The sequence below is a fragment of the Streptomyces sp. NPDC037013 genome (genome assembly GCF_055607265.1).
Genome location: NZ_JBVJRV010000002.1, coordinates 499,844 through 514,551 on the forward strand (window position 1 = coordinate 499,844; position 14,708 = coordinate 514,551).

18 protein-coding genes are annotated in these 14,708 nt (G+C 71.2%); 9 read left to right on the forward strand and 9 right to left on the reverse strand.

Annotated features, from left to right (window positions below):
* Nucleotides 1-32: 32 nt before the first annotated feature.
* Together ACZ7DY_RS07410 and ACZ7DY_RS07415 are read left to right on the forward strand one after the other, a co-directional pair.
* A complete protein-coding gene (locus tag ACZ7DY_RS07410) occupies nucleotides 33-1,046 on the forward strand; it encodes a helix-turn-helix domain-containing protein (protein ID WP_471131205.1) in 1,014 nt (337 codons plus the stop codon).
* A 263-nt stretch (nucleotides 1,047-1,309) separates the two neighbouring features.
* Nucleotides 1,310-1,687, forward strand: a complete 378-nt coding sequence (locus ACZ7DY_RS07415; RefSeq protein WP_471132383.1) for a helix-turn-helix domain-containing protein — start codon at nucleotides 1,310-1,312, stop codon at nucleotides 1,685-1,687.
* 30 nt (nucleotides 1,688-1,717) lie between these two features.
* Here the strand turns inward: ACZ7DY_RS07415 and ACZ7DY_RS07420 are convergent, their stop codons facing one another.
* Nucleotides 1,718-2,326 carry a ClpP family protease gene (locus tag ACZ7DY_RS07420; RefSeq protein ID WP_471131208.1) on the reverse strand — a complete coding sequence of 203 codons (609 nt, stop codon included), beginning with the start codon at nucleotides 2,324-2,326 and terminating at the stop codon, nucleotides 1,718-1,720.
* A 21-nt stretch (nucleotides 2,327-2,347) separates the two neighbouring features.
* Nucleotides 2,348-3,007, reverse strand: coding sequence for a ClpP family protease (locus tag ACZ7DY_RS07425; RefSeq protein ID WP_471131211.1), 660 nt, complete (start codon nucleotides 3,005-3,007; stop codon nucleotides 2,348-2,350).
* 197 nt (nucleotides 3,008-3,204) lie between these two features.
* Here ACZ7DY_RS07425 and ACZ7DY_RS07430 point away from each other — a divergent pair, with 197 nt between their 5' ends.
* A complete protein-coding gene (locus tag ACZ7DY_RS07430; RefSeq protein ID WP_471131214.1) occupies nucleotides 3,205-4,131 on the forward strand; it encodes a hypothetical protein in 927 nt (308 codons plus the stop codon).
* 43 nt (nucleotides 4,132-4,174) lie between these two features.
* Here the strand turns inward: ACZ7DY_RS07430 and msrA are convergent, their stop codons facing one another.
* A complete protein-coding gene (gene msrA, locus ACZ7DY_RS07435) occupies nucleotides 4,175-4,873 on the reverse strand; it encodes a peptide-methionine (S)-S-oxide reductase MsrA (protein WP_471131216.1) in 699 nt (232 codons plus the stop codon).
* A 70-nt stretch (nucleotides 4,874-4,943) separates the two neighbouring features.
* Entirely contained in the window at nucleotides 4,944-6,062 is a 1,119-nt protein-coding gene (locus ACZ7DY_RS07440; RefSeq protein ID WP_471131219.1) for a hypothetical protein, read from the reverse strand.
* A gap of 102 nt (nucleotides 6,063-6,164) precedes the next feature.
* Between ACZ7DY_RS07440 and ACZ7DY_RS07445 the strand changes: the two genes are divergently transcribed.
* Nucleotides 6,165-7,319, forward strand: a complete 1,155-nt coding sequence (locus ACZ7DY_RS07445; RefSeq protein WP_471131221.1) for a cystathionine gamma-synthase — start codon at nucleotides 6,165-6,167, stop codon at nucleotides 7,317-7,319.
* 17 nt (nucleotides 7,320-7,336) lie between these two features.
* On the opposite strand, the gene ACZ7DY_RS07450 is transcribed toward ACZ7DY_RS07445, so the two are convergent.
* The 3 genes from ACZ7DY_RS07450 to ACZ7DY_RS07460 all read right to left on the reverse strand — a co-directional run bounded on the left by ACZ7DY_RS07450 (nucleotide 7,337) and on the right by ACZ7DY_RS07460 (nucleotide 8,670).
* Entirely contained in the window at nucleotides 7,337-7,588 is a 252-nt protein-coding gene (locus ACZ7DY_RS07450; protein ID WP_471131222.1) for a hypothetical protein, read from the reverse strand.
* Nucleotides 7,589-7,604: 16 nt separating this feature from the next.
* On the reverse strand, nucleotides 7,605-8,087 hold the full coding sequence (locus ACZ7DY_RS07455; RefSeq protein ID WP_471132386.1) for a sigma factor-like helix-turn-helix DNA-binding protein: 483 nt from the start codon (nucleotides 8,085-8,087) through the stop codon (nucleotides 7,605-7,607).
* Between the two features lie 64 nt (nucleotides 8,088-8,151).
* Nucleotides 8,152-8,670, reverse strand: coding sequence for a MarR family winged helix-turn-helix transcriptional regulator (locus ACZ7DY_RS07460; protein WP_471131225.1), 519 nt, complete (start codon nucleotides 8,668-8,670; stop codon nucleotides 8,152-8,154).
* A gap of 157 nt (nucleotides 8,671-8,827) precedes the next feature.
* On the opposite strand from ACZ7DY_RS07460, the gene ilvA reads away from it, so the two are divergent.
* The 3 genes from ilvA (at nucleotide 8,828) to ACZ7DY_RS07475 (ending at nucleotide 12,077) form a co-directional block, all read left to right on the forward strand.
* Nucleotides 8,828-10,057, forward strand: a complete 1,230-nt coding sequence (gene ilvA, locus ACZ7DY_RS07465; protein WP_471131227.1) for a threonine ammonia-lyase — start codon at nucleotides 8,828-8,830, stop codon at nucleotides 10,055-10,057.
* 149 nt (nucleotides 10,058-10,206) lie between these two features.
* Nucleotides 10,207-11,223, forward strand: a complete 1,017-nt coding sequence (locus ACZ7DY_RS07470) for an ATP-binding cassette domain-containing protein (protein ID WP_471131230.1) — start codon at nucleotides 10,207-10,209, stop codon at nucleotides 11,221-11,223.
* A complete protein-coding gene (locus ACZ7DY_RS07475; RefSeq protein WP_471131233.1) occupies nucleotides 11,220-12,077 on the forward strand; it encodes an ABC transporter permease in 858 nt (285 codons plus the stop codon). Before ACZ7DY_RS07470 ends, ACZ7DY_RS07475 begins: the two co-directional genes overlap by 4 nt.
* A gap of 69 nt (nucleotides 12,078-12,146) precedes the next feature.
* Here ACZ7DY_RS07475 and greA read toward each other — a convergent pair whose 3' ends face one another.
* Both greA and ACZ7DY_RS07485 read right to left on the reverse strand, forming a co-directional pair.
* On the reverse strand, nucleotides 12,147-12,644 hold the full coding sequence (greA, locus tag ACZ7DY_RS07480; RefSeq protein WP_471131234.1) for a transcription elongation factor GreA: 498 nt from the start codon (nucleotides 12,642-12,644) through the stop codon (nucleotides 12,147-12,149).
* A gap of 166 nt (nucleotides 12,645-12,810) precedes the next feature.
* The gene (locus tag ACZ7DY_RS07485) at nucleotides 12,811-13,245 is read right to left on the reverse strand and encodes a DUF4307 domain-containing protein (RefSeq protein WP_471131237.1); all 435 of its coding nucleotides are present in this window, start codon (nucleotides 13,243-13,245) and stop codon (nucleotides 12,811-12,813) included.
* A gap of 178 nt (nucleotides 13,246-13,423) precedes the next feature.
* Here ACZ7DY_RS07485 and mca point away from each other — a divergent pair, with 178 nt between their 5' ends.
* Together mca and ACZ7DY_RS07495 are read left to right on the forward strand one after the other, a co-directional pair.
* On the forward strand, nucleotides 13,424-14,305 hold the full coding sequence (mca, locus tag ACZ7DY_RS07490) for a mycothiol conjugate amidase Mca (protein ID WP_471131240.1): 882 nt from the start codon (nucleotides 13,424-13,426) through the stop codon (nucleotides 14,303-14,305).
* Nucleotides 14,298-14,552, forward strand: a complete 255-nt coding sequence (locus ACZ7DY_RS07495; RefSeq protein ID WP_471131242.1) for a hypothetical protein — start codon at nucleotides 14,298-14,300, stop codon at nucleotides 14,550-14,552. Before mca ends, ACZ7DY_RS07495 begins: the two co-directional genes overlap by 8 nt.
* Nucleotides 14,553-14,708 lie beyond the last annotated feature (156 nt).

A 14,708-nucleotide genomic window follows, 5' to 3' on the forward strand; every position in this document is an offset into this window, starting at 1 on the left:
TCACGGTCGTACGACCCTGGATACTGGAAGTCATGGACAAGAACCCCGAGGCTGCCGGAAACCCCGCGGAAGCCGGGAACCGTGCGGATGCCGAGGACCGCGAGGGCGTCGCGGGCCGCGAGGGCGCCGCGGCCCGCCCGCAGGGCCCCGTCCTGCCCGCCGGGCCCGGGGGGCGGCCGCTGGACGGCCGGGCCGAGCTGAGCGAGTTCCTGCGCACCCGCAGGGCGCGGTTGCAGCCGCAGGACGTCGGCCTGCCGCACTTCGGGCGGCACCGCAGGGTGCCGGGGCTGCGCCGTGAGGAGCTCGCGCAGCTCGCCGGTGTCTCCGTGGCGTACTACACCCGTCTGGAACAGGGAAACGGCCGCAACGTCTCGGGCGAGGTGCTCGACGCCATCGCCCGCGCTCTGCGGCTGACCGACGCCGAGCACGCGCATCTGACCCACCTCGCGAAGCCGAAGGCCCACAAGAAGAAGAAGGCCGTGCGCCAGCAGCACATGCGGCCCGCGCTGCAGCAGCTCCTGGACTCCATCGACGGCGTGCCCGCCTACGTGGTGGGCCGGCGCACGGACATCCTGGGCTGGAACGCGCTCGCCGCCGCGCTCTTCGGCGACTGGGGCGAGCTGGCCCCCAAGGACCGGAACTGGGCGCGGATCTGCTTCCTCGACCCGCGCTCGCGCGAGCTGTTCGTGGACTGGGAGCAGAAGGCGTCGGACATCGTCAGCTACCTCCGCATGGACGCGGGCTGCTATCCCAACGACCCCGAGCTCTCCTCGCTGGTCGGTGAACTCTCCGTGAAGAGCGAGGAGTTCAGGGGGCTGTGGGCCACCCATGACGTCCGTGAGAAGGGGCACGGCGTCAAGCGCATGCACCATCCCCTGGTGGGCGAGCTGACCCTGTCGTTCGAGACGCTGCGGCTGCCGGACGACTGCGACCAGTCGCTGATGATGTACCACGCGGAACCGCAGTCGGCCTCCGCGCAGGGGCTGCGGCTGCTCGCCAGCTGGGGCCGGGACGCGTCGTCGGTGGGCTCCGCGTCGTCGACGTGACACCGGCCGGCAAGGCCCCCTGCGGCCAGGGGATTTCGCGGGTGGCGGAACGCCGCGTGCTGCCCCGGCGGCGGTACGGCTCCTAGGCTGGGGGAGTGAGCAGCCACCAGGCGCAAGCGCCGCAGAAGACGTCGAAGCAGCCGGAGCAGCCTGAGCGGGTCGTGCGGCCCGAGCGGGCCGTGCAGCCGGAGCGGTCCGGCCAGTCCAGGCAGTCCGGCCAGTCCGGGCAGTCCGGGCAGTTCAAGCAGGGAGAGGCCCGCGTCATCCCGCTGCGCCCACCGGGCAGGGCGGCCGGGGCCGGGGCGCCGGCGACTGGAGCGCCCGGGCAGACGGGTGCGCCCGCGGAGGCGAAGGAGCCGCTCTGGCGGGACCTAGTCGGTGAGGTGCTGCGCCGCGAGCGCCTGGCCCAGGAGCGCACCCTCAAGGACGTCGCGGATGCCGCCCGGATCTCCATGCCCTACCTCTCGGAGCTGGAGCGCGGCCGCAAGGAGGCCTCGTCCGAGGTCCTCGCGGCCGCCGCCCGCGCGCTCGGCCTCGGCCTGCCCGACCTGCTCTCCCTGGCCCAGACCCGGCTGGCCGGCCTCCCCCGTGCGAGGCCGGCCAGGATGTCGTACCAGAGCGAGGTCCGCCTGGCGGCCTGACGGCCGCGCCCCGCTCGTCGCCGCCCGGTCTCAGGCGGCGACGGGCAGCACCCGCCGGCTGAGCACCTGGTCGGCGAGCCCGTACGCGACGGCCTCCTGCGCCGTGAAGACCTTGTCGCGGTCCATGTCGGCGCGCAGGGTGGCCACGTCGTGGTGCGTGTGGTGGGCCAGCACCTCCTCGACCTGGGAGCGGATCCGCAGCATCTCCTTGGCCTGGAGGCTCAGATCGGAGACGGTCCCCTGCTGTCCGCGGCTCGCGGGCTGCCCGAGCAGCACGCGCGCGTGGTCGAGGATGAACCGGCGCCCCGGGTCGCCGCCGGCGAGCAGCACGGCGGCCGTGGAGGCGGCCTGGCCGACGCAGAACGTCGAGATCGGCGCGGTCACGAAGCTCATGGTGTCGTAGATCGCCATGAGGGAGGTGAAGGAGCCGCCGGGCGAGTTGATGTAGATGGCGACCTCGCGGTCCGGTGCGGACGACTCCAGGTGGAGCAGTTGCGCGATGACGACGTTGGCGACGCCGTCGTCGATCTCGGTGCCGAGGAAGATGATCCGCTCGGAGAGCAGCCGGCTGTAGATGTCGTACGCGCGCTCGCCCTGCGGAGTGCGCTCGACGACGGTCGGAATCGTGTACTGGCTCATGGCGTGCGTTCCCCTCGTCCCTCAGATTCCCAGTCCGATGCGGCGCTTCGACCCCGCGGGCCGCACGTCCTCCAGCGACTCGACGACGCGGTCGACCATCCCGTACTCCCTGGCCTGCTCGGCGGTGAACCAGCGGTCGCGGTCGCCGTCCCGCGAGATGGTCTCCTCGCTCTGGCCGGTGTGTTCGGCGGTGATCCGCTCGATGGCCCGCTTCGTGAACTCCAGGTTCTCCGCCTGGATGGCGATGTCGGCGGTGGTGCCGCCGATGCCGGCCGACGGCTGGTGCATCATGATCCGCGCGTTGGGCAGCGCGAACCGCTTGCCGGCCGTCCCGACGCTCAGCAGGAACTGCCCCATGCTCGCGGCGAACCCCATGGCGAGGGTCGCCACGTCGTTCGGGATGAGCCGCATGGTGTCGTAGATGGCGAGCCCGGCGGTGACGGAGCCGCCGGGGCTGTTGATGTACAGACTGATGTCGGTCTTGGGGTCCTCCGCCGACAGCAACAGCATCTGCGCGCAGACGCGGTTGGCGGACACCTCGTCGACCTGTGTCCCGAGGAACACGATCCGCTGATTCAGCAACTGCGCGGCCAGATGGTCGTCGAACCGCGAAGGAACGGTCTCCCCGTCCTCCGCCCGCGGCCGCACCGCCGCGTCCCACCCACTGTCGAGCCCGGACATCGCGCCTCCCAGAAGTCCCGCGGCGACCTCAACGCCGCGCCATGACTTCACTGTTGACCCGCACCCCGGCGATTGTCAGAAATCTCGCCTGCCGGCAGATTCGCCGAGGGCAGAGGGGCGCGGCCCCACGGAGCCCGTGGCTCTGTCAGTGGTGCCCGTTAGGCTGCCGAGCCGGTTCGAGAGCTGGGGGGACAGGCGTGCTGGATGCCGTCATCGCGGGAGTCGCCGGTCTCGCGGCCGCGGGCGCCGGAGCATGGGCCACGCTGCGGGCCAGAAGGAAACTGGACGGGGAGATCACCCTGGACACCGTCCTGGTGGCCGAAGCGCGGGCGTTGGCCGCCGAACAAGGAGCCGACGCGCTCATCGTCGGCGAACTGGCGCCGGACCGTCCCGTGCTGGACATCGCCGTGCGCAACGGTGGAGGACAGACCGGGCTGGTACGGCGGGTGCGCGTCGAGTTGTCCCATCTGCTGTACGTCCCCGCGCTCGACACGCCCTTCGTGATCGAGCTGCCCGAGGCGGTCACGACACGCCTTCCCGTGCAGGAGCGCAGGATCGGTCCCAGCGCTTCCTACCAAGTGGACATCCCGCTGCGGGAAGGAAGTTACGCGCACGGCGTCAACCAGCAAGTGGCCGCCGGGGATGCGGACCGGTTCCTCGTCTCCCTCGTCGCGCGAGAGGCGACCCGGGGACGGGACTTCTACCGAGTGACCCTGTCCCTCGACTCCGGCAGGACGCGCAAGGGCCGGCGGCGGACTGTCTCGGAGCCCCTCACCGTCATGGCGTACGGCCTGCCGACGTGGGAGACGCCGGATGAGATCAGGGAACGGCTGTCCCGGGTCGCCGCACGCGCCCGAGAGCTGGCTCAGGGCGGCGACGGCGAAAGCGTATGCGTGTTCTTCAACGCCGTCGCCCATCCGATGCGCACGGCCCTCACCGACTACGTGGAGGCCTATGACGCCAAGCTCAAGGTCCTGCACGCGCTGGTGACCCGGTGCCTGGAGCATGCGGCGGACGCACGGACGTACAGGGACGTGCTCGCCGGCCTGGAGACCGCCCTCGCCCAGGTCGAGGACCTGAACCGGCACGCGGAGGAACTACGGGCGGGCGGACGCCACCCCTGACGTCGCGGGCGAGGACCGGAACGGCCGTGCTGCTCCGGGGCCCTCAGTCGCCGGCGGGCGCGATCCCCGTCGGGCACGCCCGGCCCCAGTTCGTTTCCGAGGGGGCGTCCAGGGTGGCGCCCGTGCCGCCGATGCCGCAGTAGCCGTCGGGGTTCTTGTCCAGGTACTGCTGGTGGTACGGCTCGGCCGGCCAGAACGGGCGGTTCTCCGCGGGCAGGACCGTCGTCGTGATCGTGCCGTGGCCCGCCGCCGTCAGGACCTGCTGGAAGGCCTCCAGGGAGGCGTTGGCCGCCTCCGCCTGGGCGGGGGAGTGGGTGTAGATCGCCGAGCGGTACTGGGTGCCGACGTCGTTGCCCTGGCGGAAGCCCTGCGTGGGGTTGTGGGACTCCCAGAAGAGCTTCAGGAGCGAGGCGTACGACACCTTGGACGGGTCGAAGACGACGCGGACCACTTCGGCGTGGCCGGTCAGGCCGGAGCACACCTCCTCGTAGGAGGGGTTCTCGGTGAAGCCGCCCTGGTAGCCGACGTACGTCGTCCAGACGCCTTCCGTCTGCCAGAACTTGCGCTCGGCGCCCCAGAAGCAGCCCAGGCCGAAGTCGGCGACCTCCAGGCCGTCGGGGTAGGGGCCGAGCAGCGGGTTGCCGAGGACCGTGTGGCGGGAGGGGACCTCGAATTCCGGGGTCGCCCGGCCCTTGAGGGCCTGCTCGGGGGTGGGGAGCTCGGGCGTGCGGCCGAAGATCATGTGGGTCTCTCCTCGTGCGTGACAGGGGTCTACGGAGTCAACGCGGGCTGCCGCCGCCGCATTCCGGTGCTCAGTGGTGGAGCGTCGCCGGACTGCCGCCGTTCGCCTCGTAACCGGCGACGGCGAGCGCGCGGTAGACGGCGTACCCCGCGGCGGGGTCCTCGGTGAGGGTCCAGGGCAGCGCGCCCACGTGGCCGTCCACGTGCACCAGCTGGTTCATGGCCTCGCCCCAGCGCTCGCTGTGGACGAGGAAGAAGACGAGGAGGTGGCGGACGTGGGCCAGCATCGGGTCGTCCTGGCGGGCGGCGTGCACCGCGAAGAGGGCGCCCTCGACGGCCTTGGTGACGACCTCGCTCTGGTAGAAGCCGCGGACGAGGTTGACCTCGGGGAGGTGTTCGTAGACCGCGAAGAGGGGGAGCGCGGCGAGCAGGGAGCCGCGCGGGGCGCGCGCCGCGGCGGCCTCCGCGAAGCCGTACGCCAGGTCGCGCGAGCCGTGCCACTTCTCGCACCAGTAGTGCAGCGCCGCCAGGTGCGCGCCCATGTGCGCGGGCGCGCGGTCCAGGATCTTCAGCCACAGCTGCTCGAACTCCTCGCGGGAGTACGCCAGTCCGCGCGCGATGGAGAGCTCCACGATGTACGGGACGGGGTCGCCGGGGGCGAGCAGCGCCGCCTGCGCGCACGCCTCCCTGGCCTCCTCCAGAATGATCCGGAACTCGTCCGTCCCCTGGACCGCCGTGCGCCACGCCTGCTGGACCAGGAACTCCGCGTGCACCGCCGCGCCGCCCGCGTCCTTGGGCGCCTCGGCCCGCCACACCCGCAGCCACTGCCCGCCGGGGCTGTCGCTGACGCCGCCGGGCCGCTGCTGGAGCTCCAGGGAGGCCGCGCCCGCGAAGGCCTGGACGCGCTGCCATCGCCGCTCGCCGTGCGTCTCGGTGCCCGCGAGGAGCTGCGAGGCCGCCTTCCACTCCTGTGTGCGCTGCACGAGGTCGAGGACTTCCAGGAGATCGGCGTCCGGTCCCGGCATGCGGATGTCCAGCTCCTCCTGGCGCAGGAAGCCGTAGTCGGCCGGGTCCGCGGCGTCCGGCGAACCGGGGGCCACCTGCCGGATCCCGCCGCGCCTGCGCAGCAGTACGGGCCCGAGCACCGCACCGATCATGATCACCGCGAACAGGAACCAGAGAATCTCCATGACACAAGCGAACCAGACGGGTCCGACAATTGGCCAACCTGCCGGGAGGTACCCGGACCGACCCGGGCGGAAGGACCCGCGCGCACATTACGCTCAGGCCGCATGAGTGACTCGCACAGCACGCAGAGCTTCGAGACCGTGGCGATCCACGCGGGCAACACCGCCGACCCCCTCACCGGCGCCGTCGTCCCGCCCATCTACCAGGTCTCGACCTACAAGCAGGACGGCGTCGGGGGCCTGCGCGGCGGCTATGAGTACAGCCGCAGCGCCAACCCGACGAGGACCGCCCTCGAAGAGAACCTGGCCGCCCTGGAGGGCGGCCGCCGCGGACTCGCCTTCGCGTCCGGACTGGCGGCCGAGGACTGCCTGCTCCGTACGCTGCTCGCCCCCGGCGACCACGTCGTCATCCCCAACGACGCGTACGGCGGCACCTTCCGCCTCTTCGCCAAGGTCGTCTCGCGTTGGGGCGTGGAGTGGTCGGTGGCCGACACCTCCGACCCGGACGCGGTGCGCGCCGCGCTGACCGACCGCACCAAGGCGATCTGGGTGGAGACCCCCTCCAACCCGCTGCTCGGCATCACCGACATCGCCGCGGTCGCCCAGATCGCCCGCGAGGCCGGGGCGCGCCTCGTCGTCGACAACACCTTCGCCAGCCCCTACCTGCAGCAGCCCCTCGCGCTCGGCGCGGACGTCGTCGTGCACTCCATGACGAAGTACATGGGCGGCCACTCCGACGTCGTCGGCGGCGCGCTCGTGGTGGGCGACGCGGAGCTGGGCGAGGAACTGGCGTACCACCAGAACGCGATGGGCGCCGTCGCGGGCCCCTTCGACGCCTGGCTGGTGCTGCGCGGCATCAAGACCCTCGCGGTGCGCATGGACCGGCACAGCGAGAACGCCACCAAGATCACCGAGATGCTGACCCGGCACGCGCGCGTGACGCAGGTCCTCTACCCGGGCCTCGCGGACCACCCCGGCCACGAGGTCGCCGCCAAGCAGATGAAGGCGTTCGGCGGCATGGTGTCCTTCCGCGTCGAGGGCGGCGAGGAGGCGGCCGTCGAGGTCTGCAACCGCGCCCGCCTCTTCACCCTCGGCGAGTCCCTGGGCGGCGTCGAGTCGCTGATCGAGCACCCGGGCCGCATGACGCACGCCTCCGTGGCGGGCTCGGCCCTGGAGGTCCCCGCGGACCTCGTGCGCCTCTCCGTGGGCATCGAGTCGGCGGACGACCTCCTCGCCGACCTGCAGCAGGCGCTCGGCTAGGAACCGACGGCCCGCCGTCACCAGCGGGTCAGGGGTGGGGTCGTGTCCGACGGCGGCTCCACCCACGGCCGGGCGATCGACGCCCACACGATGAACGCGACCGCGGCGGCGAACAGCAGCGCCCAGAACAGCCGCCGCGCCGCCGTGCGCCGCCGCAGCATCCGGTTCCCCCGCCGCACCGCCTCGCCGCAGAGCTCGGGCGGCACGGCGGGCGGCACGCCGTCCAGGATGCGCCGGATGGCCGCTTCCTTGCGCTCGTACTGGCTCATGGCGGCACCGTCCCGTTCATGAGGGTGCCGTCCCGCTCAGCGCCCGGGCCGGCGCGGGGCCGCGCGGCGGGTGCAGGACCGTCGCCATCGCGCGGGCGCAGACCGAAGAGACCCGTTCGGCGGGCAGCCCGAGGAGCGCCGCCGTCTGCTCCTCGGCGACCCCCTCGTACATCCGCAGGACGAGGATCAGCCGCTCCTGGGGGGAGAGCCCGGCCAGGACCCCGCCGTGGCCGCGGTGGCGGCGCCAGGCGGCGCGGGAGAAGCGGAGGGCGACCTGCTGGCGGGTGCGGTCGTAGGGGTCCTCGCCGCGCAGCCGGTCCCACGTCGCGTACGTGTGCGCGAGCGCCGTGGTCAGCAGGGCACGCGCGCGTGGGTTGTCGTCCGGGGGCTCGGCGGTGAGCAGTGTGGCGGCATGCAGGAGCCGCCCTGCCGCGCCCGCGACGAACGCCTCGAACTCCCGGGCACGGCGGGCGCTCTGCAGCGCCTGCCGTTCTCGCACCATGCCTCCCGGCCGGAAGGAAGGGGGATCCCGGTCTCATATGAGGCCAGACGCGGGGCCGGGGTCAAGACTCCGGAGTGGCCGGAACTTCTCCGGAGGGGGCCGCCTGGGACGTCTGCCGCGCCGAGAGGGCGGTATTGAAGCGCGTGAGGAGCGCGCAGAAGCTCTCGCGCTCCTGCGGGGCCCAGTCCTGCGTCAGCTCGGCCATCAGCTCGCGGCGCGAGGAGCGCACCTCGTCGAGCCTGGCCTGCCCGCGCGGCGAGAGCTGCAGCACCACGGCCCGGCCGTCCTCGGGGTGCGAGGTGCGCTTGACGAGCCCGGTGTCGACCAGCGGGGCGACCTGCCGGGTGACCGTCGAGGAGTCGATGCCCATGCTCGCGGCAAGCGCCTTGACGCCCATCGGGCCTTCCTTGTCGAGCCGGTTGAGCAGCAGATACGCGGCGCGGTCCATGGAGTTGCGGACCTGGCCTACGCCGCCGAGGCGGGTCTGCTCCGCACGGCGTGCGAAGACCGCGACCTGGTGCTGCAGGCTGTCCAGGAGACCGGGGTCGCTGGCGGTCGTCATGTCCGGAGTTGTGGGCATGGCCGGGGGCTCACTTCATGCGAGGGCGATGGGTTGGGGGACAGGGTACGCGGCCGAGGCGCGTACCGTACCTGCGCTGCGCAAACCCACGACGAGAACGGTCTCGTCCCTTGGTCGCCCCAGGAGGACTTAAGCGCGGACTGCAAGACTTGACGTCATGAGCTACCGCACGCCTGACTCCTTGCCGACGGTGACCCTCGACGACGTGCGCGGGGCGCAGAAGATGCTCTCCGGAGTGGCCCGGACGACGGCGATGGAGGGCAGCAGGCACCTGTCCGCGCTGGTCGGGTCCCCGGTGCACCTCAAGTGCGAGAACCTCCAGCGGACCGGCTCCTTCAAGCTGCGCGGCGCGTACGTGCGCATCGCGGGCCTGCTCCCCGAGGAGCGCGCCGCCGGTGTCGTCGCCGCCAGCGCCGGCAACCACGCCCAGGGCGTCGCGCTGGCCTCCTCGCTGCTCGGCGTGCGCGCCACGGTCTTCATGCCGGCCGGGGCACCGCTGCCGAAGGTCGCGGCGACGCGGGAGTACGGCGCCGAGGTCCGGCTGCACGGCCAGGTGGTCGACGAGACGCTGGCCGCCGCGCAGGAGTACGCGCGCGAGACGGGCGCCGTCTTCATCCACCCCTTCGACCACCCCGACATCATCGCCGGGCAGGGCACCGTCGGCCTGGAGGTCCTGGAGCAGTGCCCGGAGGTGCGCACCCTCGTCGTCGGCGTCGGGGGCGGCGGTCTCGCGGCGGGCATCGCGGTCGCGGTCAAGGCGCTGCGCCCGGACGTGCGGGTGATCGGCGTGCAGGCGGCGGGCTCCGCGGCCTATCCGCCCTCGCTGGCCGCCGGGCACCCGGTGTCGATCACGAACCCCGCGACGATGGCCGACGGCATCAAGGTGGGGCGCCCCGGCGACGTGCCGTTCCAGCTCTTCCGCGAGCTGGTGGACGACGTCGTCACGGTCTCCGAGGACGAGCTCTCCAGTGCGTTGCTGCTCTGCCTGGAGCGGGCCAAGATGGTGGTGGAGCCGGCCGGCGCCAGTCCGGTCGCGGCCCTGCTGAGCGATCCGGAGCGGTTCGAGGGCCCGGTGGTCGCCCTGCTGTCCGGCGGCAACGTGGACCCGCTCCTGATGCAGCGCATCCTGCGCCACGGCATGTCCGCCGCGGGTCGCTACCTCTCGCTGCGGCTGCGCCTGACCGACCGCCCCGGCGCCCTCGCCACGCTCCTCGGCGTGCTGTGCGAGGTGGACGCCAACGTCCTCGACGTGAGCCACGTGCGCACCGATCCCCGGCTGGGGATCACGGAGGCGGAGGTCGAGCTGCATCTGGAGACGAAGGGGCCCGAGCACTGCGCCGAGGTGGGCACGGCGCTGCGGGCCGCGGGTTACACGGTCATCGGCTGAGGGGGCCCGCCGGTGACTTTCGAAAAAGAGCTGAGCGAACGCGATGTATCGCGTTATGGTGTGTCCTGTGTCACCCGGTCGCCGGGCGGGCGAGTCCCGGCAAATTTAAGCTCTCCGTAGGAAGTCACCCACATCAGGGGGAGAACCACATGCCAGGCGCCATCTACGCCGAAGGTCTGGTGAAGACCTTCGGCGACGTAAAGGCTCTGGACGGCGTCGATCTGGATGTCCCGGAAGGCACCGTACTCGGCCTCTTGGGTCCGAACGGCGCGGGGAAGACGACCGCGGTCCGCTGTCTGACGACGCTCCTGACGCCGGACAGCGGCAAGGCGGTCGTCGCCGGCATCGACGTCCTCAAGCATCCGAACGAGGTGCGGCGCTCGATCGGCCTCTCCGGCCAATTCGCCGCCGTGGACGAGTATCTGACGGGCTGTGAGAATCTGCAGATGGTCGGCCAGCTCTACCAGATGAAGGCCAAGGAGGCCAAGGCGAGGGCGGGCGAGCTGCTCGACCGGTTCAACCTCGCCGACGCCGCCGACCGCCCCTCCAAGACGTACTCCGGAGGCATGCGCCGGCGCCTCGACCTCGCCGCCGCGCTCGTCGTGTCGCCGCCCGTGATGTTCATGGACGAGCCGACCACGGGCCTGGACCCGCGCAACCGCCAGCAACTGTGGGAGGTCATCCAGGAGCTGGTCGCGGGCGGCACCACCCTGCTCCTGACCACCCAGTACCTCGAAGAGGCGGACCACCTGGCGCACGACATCTGCGTCGTCGACCACGGCCGCGTCATCGCCCGCGGCACCTCCGACCAGCTCAAGGCCCAGACCGGCGGCGAGCGCGTCGAGGTCGTCGTGCACGACGACGACCACATCGCGACCGCGTCCGAGGTGCTGCGCGGCTTCGGCAAGGGCGAGGTCGCCGTCGCCCGGCACACCCGCAAGCTGACCGTCCCCGTCACCGGTGGCGCCAAGCTCCTCGCCGAGGTCATCCGCGAGCTCGACACCCGCGGCATCGAGATCGACGACATCGGCCTGCGCCGCCCCACCCTCGACGACGTCTTCATCTCCCTCACCGGCCACGCGGCCGAGCAGGCGACCAATGGCGAAGCGACCGACGGAGAGACGGCCGGCGCCCCGGCCGAGCCCAAGAAGGAGGCCGACAAGTGAGCACCGTCTCCGACGCCGTGCGCACGGCGTCCCCCAGGCCCGCCGGCGGCATCGGCCAGTCCGTCAGGGATTCCATGGTCATAGCCCGCCGCAACCTGATTCGTATGAGCCGAATTCCCGAAATGATCCTATTTGGCCTCGTGCAGCCGATCATGTTCGTGGTCCTGTTCACGTACGTCTTCGGCGGCTCGATCCAGGTCGGCGGATCGCTCTCCTCGCAGGACTACCGCGAGTTCCTGATGGCGGGCATCTTCGCCCAGACCGTCACGTTCGCCACGGCGGGCGCCGGCGCGGGCATCGCCGACGACATGCACAAGGGCCTCATCGACCGCTTCCGGTCACTGCCCATGGCGCGCGGCGCCGTCCTCACCGGCCGCACCATCGCCGACCTCGCGCAGACCGCGCTCACCCTGGTCGTGCTGGCGCTGGTCGCGCTCCTCATCGGCTGGCGCGCGCACGAGAACTTCGCCAAGGTCCTCGCCGGCTTCGGCCTGCTGCTCCTGCTCGGGTACGCGTTCTCGTGGATCGGCGCCCTCATCGGGCTCTCGGTGCGCACCCCGGAGGCGGCCACGTCCGGCGGGCTGATCTGGCTCTTCCCGCTGACGTTCATCTCGAACGCCTTCGTGGACTCCAACAACCTCCCGGCGTTCTTCCGGCACATCGCCGAGTGGAACCCGTTCAGCACGACGGTCCAGGCCTGCCGCGAGCTCTTCGGGAACCTGCCGCCCGGCTTCAAGACCCCGGACGCCTGGCCCATGCAGCACCCGATCTGGGCTTCGGTCATCTGGTCGGTGCTGATCCTGGTCGTCTTCCGCACGCTGGCGGTCCGCAAGTACCGCTCGGCGGCGGCCTGACGGAAACGACCGGGCTCCCGGCACCGTGGGTGCCGGGAGCCCGGTCGTTCTAGGAGCCCGAAGTGAGCGCTAGGCCTTGTACGGCTTGGCCTCAAGGATCTTCACGGAGGCGAACTTGCCGTTCGGCAGTTCGTACTTCGCGTTCTCGCCGATCTTCTTGCCGTTCACGCCGGTGCCCAGCGGGGACTGCGGCGAGTACGTCTCGATGTCGCCGCTCGCGTACTCACGGGAGGCGAGCAGGAAGGTGAGGGTGTCGTCCTCGTCGCCGTCGAAGGCGATGGTGACGACCATGCCGGGCTCCACGACGCCGTCGTCGGCCGGCGCCTCGCCGACCCGCGCGGTCTCCAGGAGCTGGGTCAGCTGGCGGACACGGAGCTCCTGCTTGCCCTGCTCCTCCTTGGCCGCGTGGTACCCGCCGTTCTCGCGCAGGTCGCCCTCCTCACGCGCTGCCGCGATCTTCGCCGCGATCTCGGTGCGCGCGGGACCAGACAGGTACTCCAGCTCGGCCTTGAGCTGGTTGTACGCCTCCTGGGTCAGCCAGGTGACGTTCTCGCTGGTCTGGGTCACAGGTGCTCCTCGTAGGTACTGGGAATACAAAGCATCGCCCTACCCAGAAGGATGTTCCCTCACGGGTGGGCGAAACCACGAGCCTAACAATTCAGCTGCCCAAGGGGGAGGACATAAGCCGTCAGATTTGCGTCGACGCAGGTGAGCGCGGTAAAGCCGGGCCACGTCAGTCGGAGTGGCAGCCGAGCAGCTCGACGTTGGTGGCCTTCTCGGTCGTACGGAGCGTGACGACCTTGTCGATGCGGTCCGTGCGCTGGTCGAAGCGGAAGTCGGCGCGCCCCACCTCGGCACCGGACTCGGCCTGCGAGCGCAGGGTGCAGTAGCCGCGCGCGTCGGTGTCCTTGCGCACTTCCAGGTGGGCCTCGACGGCGTGGTCCGAGACGACGTCGAACTTGATGACCTCGCCGCTGACCTTCGTGCCGTCGATGTAGTCGTAGCCGAACCAGCCGATCAGGCCGAGCAGGAGCACGCCGAGCACGGTGCCGACGATCTTCAGCTTGCGGTCGGCGGCTTCGTCCGCCGTACGCGTGCGGCCGTACCGCCCCTCGGGAACCCGGCCAGGAACCCCGCCGGGAGAACCTTCGGGGAGCTGAGGGCCCACCGCCGCCATGATCGTCCTCCAGGAACAGGGGATGCCGGAATTTTCCGCCCCCCGGTTCCGTCACTATAGAAGCCTCCCGCCCGGCACCCGACCGCCGCCCCTCGACGACGCCCCGGCGGGGCGGCACCCGTTCATCGCGCCGGAATCACGAGGGCGCCCGATAACTGAGGATCGAGTCTTGACTGAGCAGTTGCGACTGATGGCCGTTCACGCCCACCCCGACGACGAGTCGAGCAAGGGCGCGGCCACCATGGCCAAGTACGTGTCCGAGGGGGTGGACGTGCTCGTCGTGACCTGCACGGGCGGGGAGCGCGGCGACATCCTCAACCCCAAGCTCCAGGGCGACCGCTACATCCAGGAGAACATCCACGAGGTGCGCAGGAAGGAGATGGACGAGGCCCGCGCGATCCTCGGCGTCAAGCAGGAGTGGCTCGGCTTCGTCGACTCCGGGCTGCCCGAGGGCGACCCGCTGCCGCCGCTGCCGGACGGCTGTTTCGCCCTGGAGGACGTCGACAAGGCCGCCGGCGAGCTGGTCCGCCAGATCCGCGCCTTCCGTCCGCAGGTCATCACGACGTACGACGAGAACGGCGGGTATCCGCACCCCGACCACATCATGACCCACAAGATCTCGATGGTGGCCTTCGACGGTGCGGGGGACCCGGAGAAGTACCCGGAGAGCGAGTTCGGCCCGGTCTTCCAGCCGCAGAAGCTCTACTACAACCAGGGCTTCAACCGTCCGCGCACCGAGGCGCTGCACCGGGCGATGCTCGACCGCGGCATGGAGTCGCCGTACGGGGACTGGCTGAAGCGCTGGGACGAGTCCGATCGGGTCGAGCGGACGCTGACCACGCACGTTCCGTGTGCCGACTTCTACGAGGTCCGTGACAGGGCCCTGATCGCGCACGCCACGCAGATCGACCCCGAGGGCGGCTGGTTCCGCGTGCCGATGGAGCTCCAGAAGGAGGTCTGGCCCACGGAGGAGTACGAGCTCGCCAAGTCGCTCGTCGATACCTCCCTCCCCGAGGACGACCTCTTTACGGGCATCCGCGACAATGCCTAGCGTGAACGCACATCTGGCAATGACGCATCTCGTCCCTCTTGCCAAGGAGGTCGACGACGACAAGGTGACTCCCGGCGTCCTGGGCTTCATCGTCTTCGCGGTGATGGCCCTGGCCGTCTGGGGCCTGATGAAGTCGATGAACAAGCACATGCGCAAGGTCGACTTCAAGGAGCCGGAGAAGGAGTCGGTCGGCTCGGTGAGCGGCGAGGACGCCTCCGGGAAGAAGGACCCCGCCACCGGCAAGTAGCCGCATGACAGCTCTCCGGCGCCCGGAGCCGCCCCGCGACGGGGCGTGACCTCGCGGTCCGGCGCCAGGGGGCGGGTGCGCGGCCGCGGCGCGCGGTGCGGGCCCCGGCGTGTCGCGGGGCCCGCGGTGAACGAACGGCTCGGGTCCTTCGGCGCC